This is a genomic window from Streptomyces sp. NPDC059456 (assembly GCF_042750055.1).
Lineage (GTDB): Bacteria > Actinomycetota > Actinomycetes > Streptomycetales > Streptomycetaceae > Streptomyces.
The window spans coordinates 1-6,177 of the sequence record NZ_JBHYVA010000457.1 but is presented as its reverse complement, the minus strand read 5'-3'; the positions used below and the strand labels follow the sequence as shown (position 1 = coordinate 6,177).

General features: G+C 73.8%; 5 protein-coding genes and 1 pseudogene. All 6 read left to right on the top strand.

Annotation, left to right across the window (positions count from 1 at the left end):
* Positions 1 to 571 (top strand): hypothetical protein (locus tag ACFXA3_RS30210; protein WP_385191773.1); only part of this gene is annotated, 571 nt, incomplete at its 5' end.
* A gap of 29 nt (positions 572 to 600) precedes the next feature.
* Positions 601 to 1,392 carry an ABC transporter ATP-binding protein gene (locus ACFXA3_RS30205; RefSeq protein WP_385191772.1) on the top strand — a complete coding sequence of 264 codons (792 nt, stop codon included), beginning with the start codon at positions 601 to 603 and terminating at the stop codon, positions 1,390 to 1,392.
* Complete coding sequence (locus ACFXA3_RS30200; protein ID WP_385191770.1) at positions 1,389 to 4,211, top strand: FtsX-like permease family protein; 2,823 nt, start codon at positions 1,389 to 1,391, stop codon at positions 4,209 to 4,211. Before ACFXA3_RS30205 ends, ACFXA3_RS30200 begins: the two co-directional genes overlap by 4 nt.
* A gap of 93 nt (positions 4,212 to 4,304) precedes the next feature.
* On the top strand, positions 4,305 to 4,838 hold the full coding sequence (locus tag ACFXA3_RS30195; protein WP_030857605.1) for a bacterial proteasome activator family protein: 534 nt from the start codon (positions 4,305 to 4,307) through the stop codon (positions 4,836 to 4,838).
* 157 nt (positions 4,839 to 4,995) lie between these two features.
* Positions 4,996 to 5,871 carry an NTP transferase domain-containing protein gene (locus ACFXA3_RS30190; RefSeq protein ID WP_385191768.1) on the top strand — a complete coding sequence of 292 codons (876 nt, stop codon included), beginning with the start codon at positions 4,996 to 4,998 and terminating at the stop codon, positions 5,869 to 5,871.
* Positions 5,868 to 6,177, top strand: a pseudogene (locus ACFXA3_RS30185) (molybdopterin molybdenumtransferase MoeA); the annotation flags it as partial. The gene ACFXA3_RS30190 and the pseudogene ACFXA3_RS30185, both read left to right, overlap by 4 nt.

Genomic DNA, 6,177 nt, shown 5'->3' with positions numbered 1-6,177 from the left:
CCGCAGGGCCGCCTCGCGGGTGCGCCCGCCCCCCCGCCCCCGCGGGGGGGCGGGCCGCGCCCCCCCCCCCCCCCCCGGCGGCGAGGACACCGCCGGGCACACCCTCTACGCCATCACCGACTCCGGACGCGCCGAGCTGTACCAGTGGTACGAGCGCCCCGTGGACCGCACCAACCCGCCCCGCGACGAGCTGTCCATCAAGCTCGCCATGGCCGTGGGCGCCCCCGGCGTGGACATCCGCGCCGTCATCCAGGCCCAGCGGCACGCCACGATCAAGGCGATGCAGGACTACACCCGGCTCAAGGCGCAGGCGCTCGCCGCGATCGAGAGCGGTAAGACCCGCGAACGCGACGACGTGGCCTGGCTGCTGGTCCTGGAACAGCTGATCTTCCAGACCGAGGCCGAGGCCCGCTGGCTCGACCACTCGGAAGCGCGTCTCGTACGGCTCTCCCTGCCGGCCGACCGGAGAGCCGAGCCCGAACCGCCCCAGGCCGCCGAACCCGTTTCCGACGCCGTCCCCGACGCCGTCACCGCACCGCGGCGCCGCTCCTTCCGCGCTCCGCGGAGCTGACGCCACCACCGTTCCCAGGGGGGATCCCCATGCCTGACCAGCAGTCCGCACCCCGCATACGGCCCGTTCCGCCCGCTCGGCCGGACCGGTCCGCAGGACCCGTCCTCCAGCTCGACAAGCTCGTGCGCACCCACGGCAGCGGTGCCACCGAGGTGCACGCCCTGCGCGGCATCGACCTGGCCGTGCACCCCGGTGAACTCGTCGCCGTCATGGGCCCCTCCGGCTCGGGCAAGTCGACGCTGCTCACCCTGGCCGGCGGCCTCGACACGCCCACCAGCGGCCGCGTCGTCGTCGAGGGCACCGACATCACCGCCGCGAGCCGCAAGGAACTGGCCGCGCTGCGCCGCCGCAGCATCGGGTACGTCTTCCAGGACTACAACCTGATCCCGGCCCTCACCGCCGCCGAGAACGTGGCCCTGCCCCGTGAACTCGACGGGACCTCCGCCCGCAAGGCCCGCGCCTCCGCGCTGGCCGCCCTGGAGGAAATGGGCCTCGGGCAGCTCGCCGACCGCTTCCCCGACGAGATGTCCGGCGGCCAGCAGCAGCGCGTGGCCATCGCCCGCGCCCTCGTGGGCGACCGCCGCCTGGTCCTCGCCGACGAACCGACCGGCGCCCTCGACTCCGAGACCGGCGAATCCGTCCTCGCCCTGCTGCGCTCGCGCTGCGACGCCGGCGCCGCCGGGATCCTCGTCACCCACGAACCACGGTTCGCCGCCTGGGCGGACCGCGTGGTCTTCCTGCGCGACGGCAGCGTGGTCGACGAAACCCTGCGCAGCGGCGGCCCCGACTCCCTGCTGTCCGGGCAGGCGGCCGCACAGTGATCTCCTGGTACCACTCCTGGATCGCGGCCATCCGGATCGCCCGCCGCGACGCCTGGCGCTCCAAGGGCCGCAGCGCCCTCGTCCTCTCGATGATCGCCCTGCCGATCATCGGCGTGAGCGCCGCCGACCTCACCGTGCGCAGCGCCGAGCTCTCGCCCGAGCAGAAGGTGTCCCGTCAGATCGGCGCGGCGGACGCCCGGCTGATCGAACCCGAGGTCACGGGTCCCGTCTACCAGGACGTCGAGGGCAGGAACTCGATGCCCGTCGGCGGCTTCGACAAGTACACCCCCGCCGCGGAGCCGCATCCGAACGTCCTGGCCTCCGCGATCCCGGCCGGCGCCCAGTCCCTCAAGGACAGTACGGCGCACGCCAAGATCCGCACCCGGTACGGCCTGCTGGACACCGACCTGCGGGAGATCGACGCGTCCGGCCCGCTGGTCAAGGGCATGATCGAGCTGAAGCGCGGACGGCTGCCGCAGGAAGCGGGCGAGGTCATCGCCACGCCCGCCTTCCTGGAGGAGTCCGGGTTCTTCGTGGGCTCCGAGTTCCGCGCCCGCGGCTCGGAGACCTGGTACCAGATCGTGGGCGCCTACGAGCTGCCCTCCGAGCTCAAGAAGACCGAGGTCCTCGCGCCGCCCGGCACCCTGCTGGCCCCGCTCGACAAGGCCTTCCAGGCCGCCGGCGTCCCCGGGCTGGTCGCCACCGACAGCTACCTGGTCAAGGTCGGCGGCGACGGTTTCACGTGGAACATGGTCAAGGCGCTCAACGCGAAGAGCGTCCAGGTCGTCTCCCGCGCGGTGTACGTCGACCCGCCGGCGGAGTCCGAGGTCCCGTACATCACCCAGCAGAAGGAACTGGGCTACTACACCCCGGACAACGGGCTCCCGACCACCGAACTGGCCGTCCTGGCCACGGTCGTCGGCCTCGCGATGCTGGAGATCTGCCTGCTGGCCGGACCGGCCTTCGCGGTCGGCGCCCGGCGCTCGCGCCGCCAGCTGGGCCTGGTCGGCGCCAACGGCGGCGACCGGCGCCACATCCGGGCCATCGTGCTCTCCGGAGGCCTGGTCATCGGCGCGGCCGCCGCCGTCGGCGGCACCGTCCTCGGCGTCGCCCTGACCCTGGGGCTGCGGCCGGTGCTGGAGGAGTACATGGGCGCGCGCTTCGGCGGCTTCACGTTCCGCCCGCTGGAAATCCTCGGCATCGCCCTGCTCGCCGTCGTGACCGGCCTGCTGGCCGCGGTCGCCCCGGCCGTCACCGCCTCCCGGCAGACCGTGCTGGCTTCGCTGACCGGCCGTCGCGGAGTGCGCCGGGCCAACCGGGTGCTGCCCGTCCTCGGCCTGATCGCCCTCGCCGTCGGCGCCGCGATCGCCCTCTACGGCACGGCCTCCCGAATGGGTTCCACCGTCGTCGCGGGCGGCAGCGCCATCGCCGAGCTCGGCATCGTCGCCCTCACCCCCGTGCTGGTCGGCCTGTTCGGGCGGCTCGGGCGCTGGCTGCCGCTGTCGCCGCGGCTCGCGCTGCGCGACGCCGTGCGCAACCGGGGCCGTACGGCCCCCGCCGTGGCCGCCGTCCTGGCCGCCGTCGCCGGCACCGTCGCGGTGGCCACGTACCAGCACAGCTCGGAGATCCAGGCCCGCCACGAGTACGTCGCCGACCTCCCCGACGGCGTGGGCATGGTGGCCATCCACGAGCTCGGCCGCGGCAAGGACATGGGCGCCGTCCGCGAGGCCGTGACGCAGGAACTCCCGCTGTCCGTCCGGGCGGACGTGGGCTACATCTCGTACGGCAAGCCCGGGTGCGAGCGGTTGACCGGCCCCGAGGGCTGCGGCCGGGCCGACATCATCCGGCCCAGGGAACAGCGCTGCCCGCTGTACGAAGCCAAGGACGGGATCGACTCGTTCAGCGCCGCGCAGCGCAAGGAGCTGCGCAAGGACCCGCGCTGCACGTACAACCGCCACTCCGCGCAGTTCGTCGCGGTCGTCGCCGACGAGAAACTGCTGACGGCGCTCGCGGTCACCGATCCGGGCGCGGTCTCCGCCCTGAAGGAGGGCAAGGGCGTCTCGTTCGACCGGCGCAACGTCAAGGACGGCAAGGTCACCGTCCGGCTGATCGACAACAAGAACGAGGTCTTCGAGCCCGGGGTCGACCCGAAGGGGGAGGACAAGGTCTTCGCCGTCCACCAGGCACCCGACGGCGCCGAGGGATACGGCCTGGAGCTCGTCCTGCCGCCCTCCGCGGCGCAGAACGCCGGACTGAGGGTCCTGCCCTACGCCTCGTACTTCACCCTGGACGGCACGGCCACCAGCCGGCAGAAGCAGCGGGTGGCCGCGCGGATCGACCAGATCGGCGTGGAGGCCCCCGTCACCATCGAGGCCGGCTACCAGGCCGAACCCGACATCACGGGGCTGGCCCTGACCCTCTTCGCGGGCCTGGTCACCATCGGTGCGGCCGGCATCGCCACCGGACTCGCGCAGGCCGATGCCGAATCCGATCTGAAGACCCTGGCGGCGGTCGGCGCGCCGCCGCGGGTGCGGCGCACGCTCAGCGGCTTCCAGTGCGGGGTGGTGGCCCTGATGGGCGTGGTGCTGGGCTCGGCGGCGGGCATCCTGCCCGGGGTGGGCCTGCGGCTCGTCCAGCGGCGGGAGACCGAGCACCTCATGGAGATGGCCGGCGACGCGAACGACAGGCTGTACGTCCCGATCGCGGTGCCGTGGGAGACCCTCGGCGGGCTGCTCGTCGTCGTCCCGCTCGGCGCGGCCCTGCTGGCCGCCCTGGTCACCAAGTCCAGCGGCGCCATGGCGCGGCGCGAGGCGGGCTGACGGTCACGGTGCGTTCTCGCCCCCGTACAGGGTGGATCACGCCCGTACGGGGGCACACCGTGTGAGTAAGACGGTGTGCGAGAGAATGACGGCATGGAGATGCCGAGGAGTGAACGGTCGCAGGACAGCCCCCCGCCCGGCCTGATCGTGGGACAGGACGGGATGCCGGTCGGCGGCGCCGATGACGAGTCGCGCGAGGTCCCGGTGACGGAGATGGTCGAACAGCCCGCCAAGGTCATGCGGATCGGCAGCATGATCAAGCAACTTCTGGAAGAGGTCCGCGCCGCACCTCTGGACGAGGCCAGCCGGGTCCGTCTGAAGGACATCCACGCAGCGTCCGTGAAGGAGCTGGAGGACGGCCTGGCTCCCGAGCTGGTCGAGGAACTGGAGCGCCTCTCCCTGCCGTTCACGGAGGAGGCCATTCCGTCCGAGGCGGAACTGCGCATCGCACAGGCCCAGTTGGTGGGCTGGCTCGAAGGCCTGTTCCACGGCATCCAGACGGCCCTGTTCGCGCAGCAGATGGCCGCGCGGGCCCAGCTCGAACAGATGCGCCGGGCACTGCCGCCGGGCGCCCCGACGGACGAGGAAGACGGTCACGGAGCCATCCGCTCCGGCCCGTACCTGTAGCAGCGGCCCCGCCCCGGGGCCCGGCCGGCGCCGGATCCCGGGACACGCACCGGGGCGGCGCCCCGGGCCCCGGACGAGACCCCGGGACGCGTTCCCGGAGAAGACCCCGGCAAATGCAGTCCCCCGCAGGGGACATGGCCCGCGCATACTCGGGGGTATGACCTACGACGCGATCGTCCTGGCCGGCGGAGCGGCCCGCCGCCTCGGAGGCGCGGACAAACCCGCCCTCCACGTGGGCGGCCGCGCCCTCCTCGACCGCGTCCTCGACGCCTGCACCGACGCCTCGACCACCGTCGTGGTCGGCGGCCGCCGCCCCACCGCGCGCCCGGTTCGCTGGACCCTGGAGGACCCGCCCGGAGCCGGCCCCGTCGCCGCCCTGGAAGCCGGTCTGCGCGCGACCACCGCCGAGCTGGTCCTCGTGCTCTCCGCCGACCTCCCGTTCCTCGACCGGACCACCGTCGAGGCCCTCCTGCGCGCCCCCTCCCCCGGGGAAGACGGCGCCCTGCTGCGCGACCCCGACGGCCGCGACCAGCCCCTCGTCGCGGCCTACCGCGCCGAACCCCTGCGCCGCGAGATCGCCCTCCTGGCGACCGAGCACGGCAGCCTCTCCGGGCTCCCCCTGCGCGCCCTCACCGCCGAGCTGGACCTGGCCAAGGTGACGGATACTGCGCCACTCGCCTCCTTCGACTGCGACACCTGGGACGATCTCGCCGTCGCCCGAGCCAGGATCAGGGAGCATGGAAACGTGCTGGACCAATGGATCACCGCCGTCAAGACCGAGCTGGGCATCGACCTCACCGTCGACACCAAGACCCTGCTCGACCTCGCCCGTGACGCCGCGCACGGCGTCGCCCGGCCCGCCGCCCCGCTGACCACCTTCCTGGTCGGTTACGCGGCCGCCCGGGCCGAAGCCGCCGGCGCCGACCCCGCCACCGCCGTCGCCGAGGCCTCCCGCAAGGCCGCCGACCTCGCCCTGCGCTGGGCCGCCGAGGCCGAAGCCGAAGCCGAAGCCCGAGAGAACGGCTCAGGATGACCCCCACCGATGCCGACCACGCCCTGCGGGCCCTCGACGAGGCCCTGGCCCTGGTCAGCCGCGACCCCCGCCCCGAAGCGGCCGGAGCCCACCGCGCCGCAGCCTGGCCCGACGCCCGGGAGACCGCCGCCCGCGCCGGATCCGCCGGCCGGCCCCGCACCCACCGGGTGCCCCTCGCGGACGCGCTCGGCGAGGTGCTCGCCGAGCCCCTGGAGGCCCTGACCGACCTGCCGTCCTTCGACACCTCCGCCATGGACGGCTGGGCGGTCGCCGGGCCCGGCCCCTGGACCTGTCTCTTATACACAA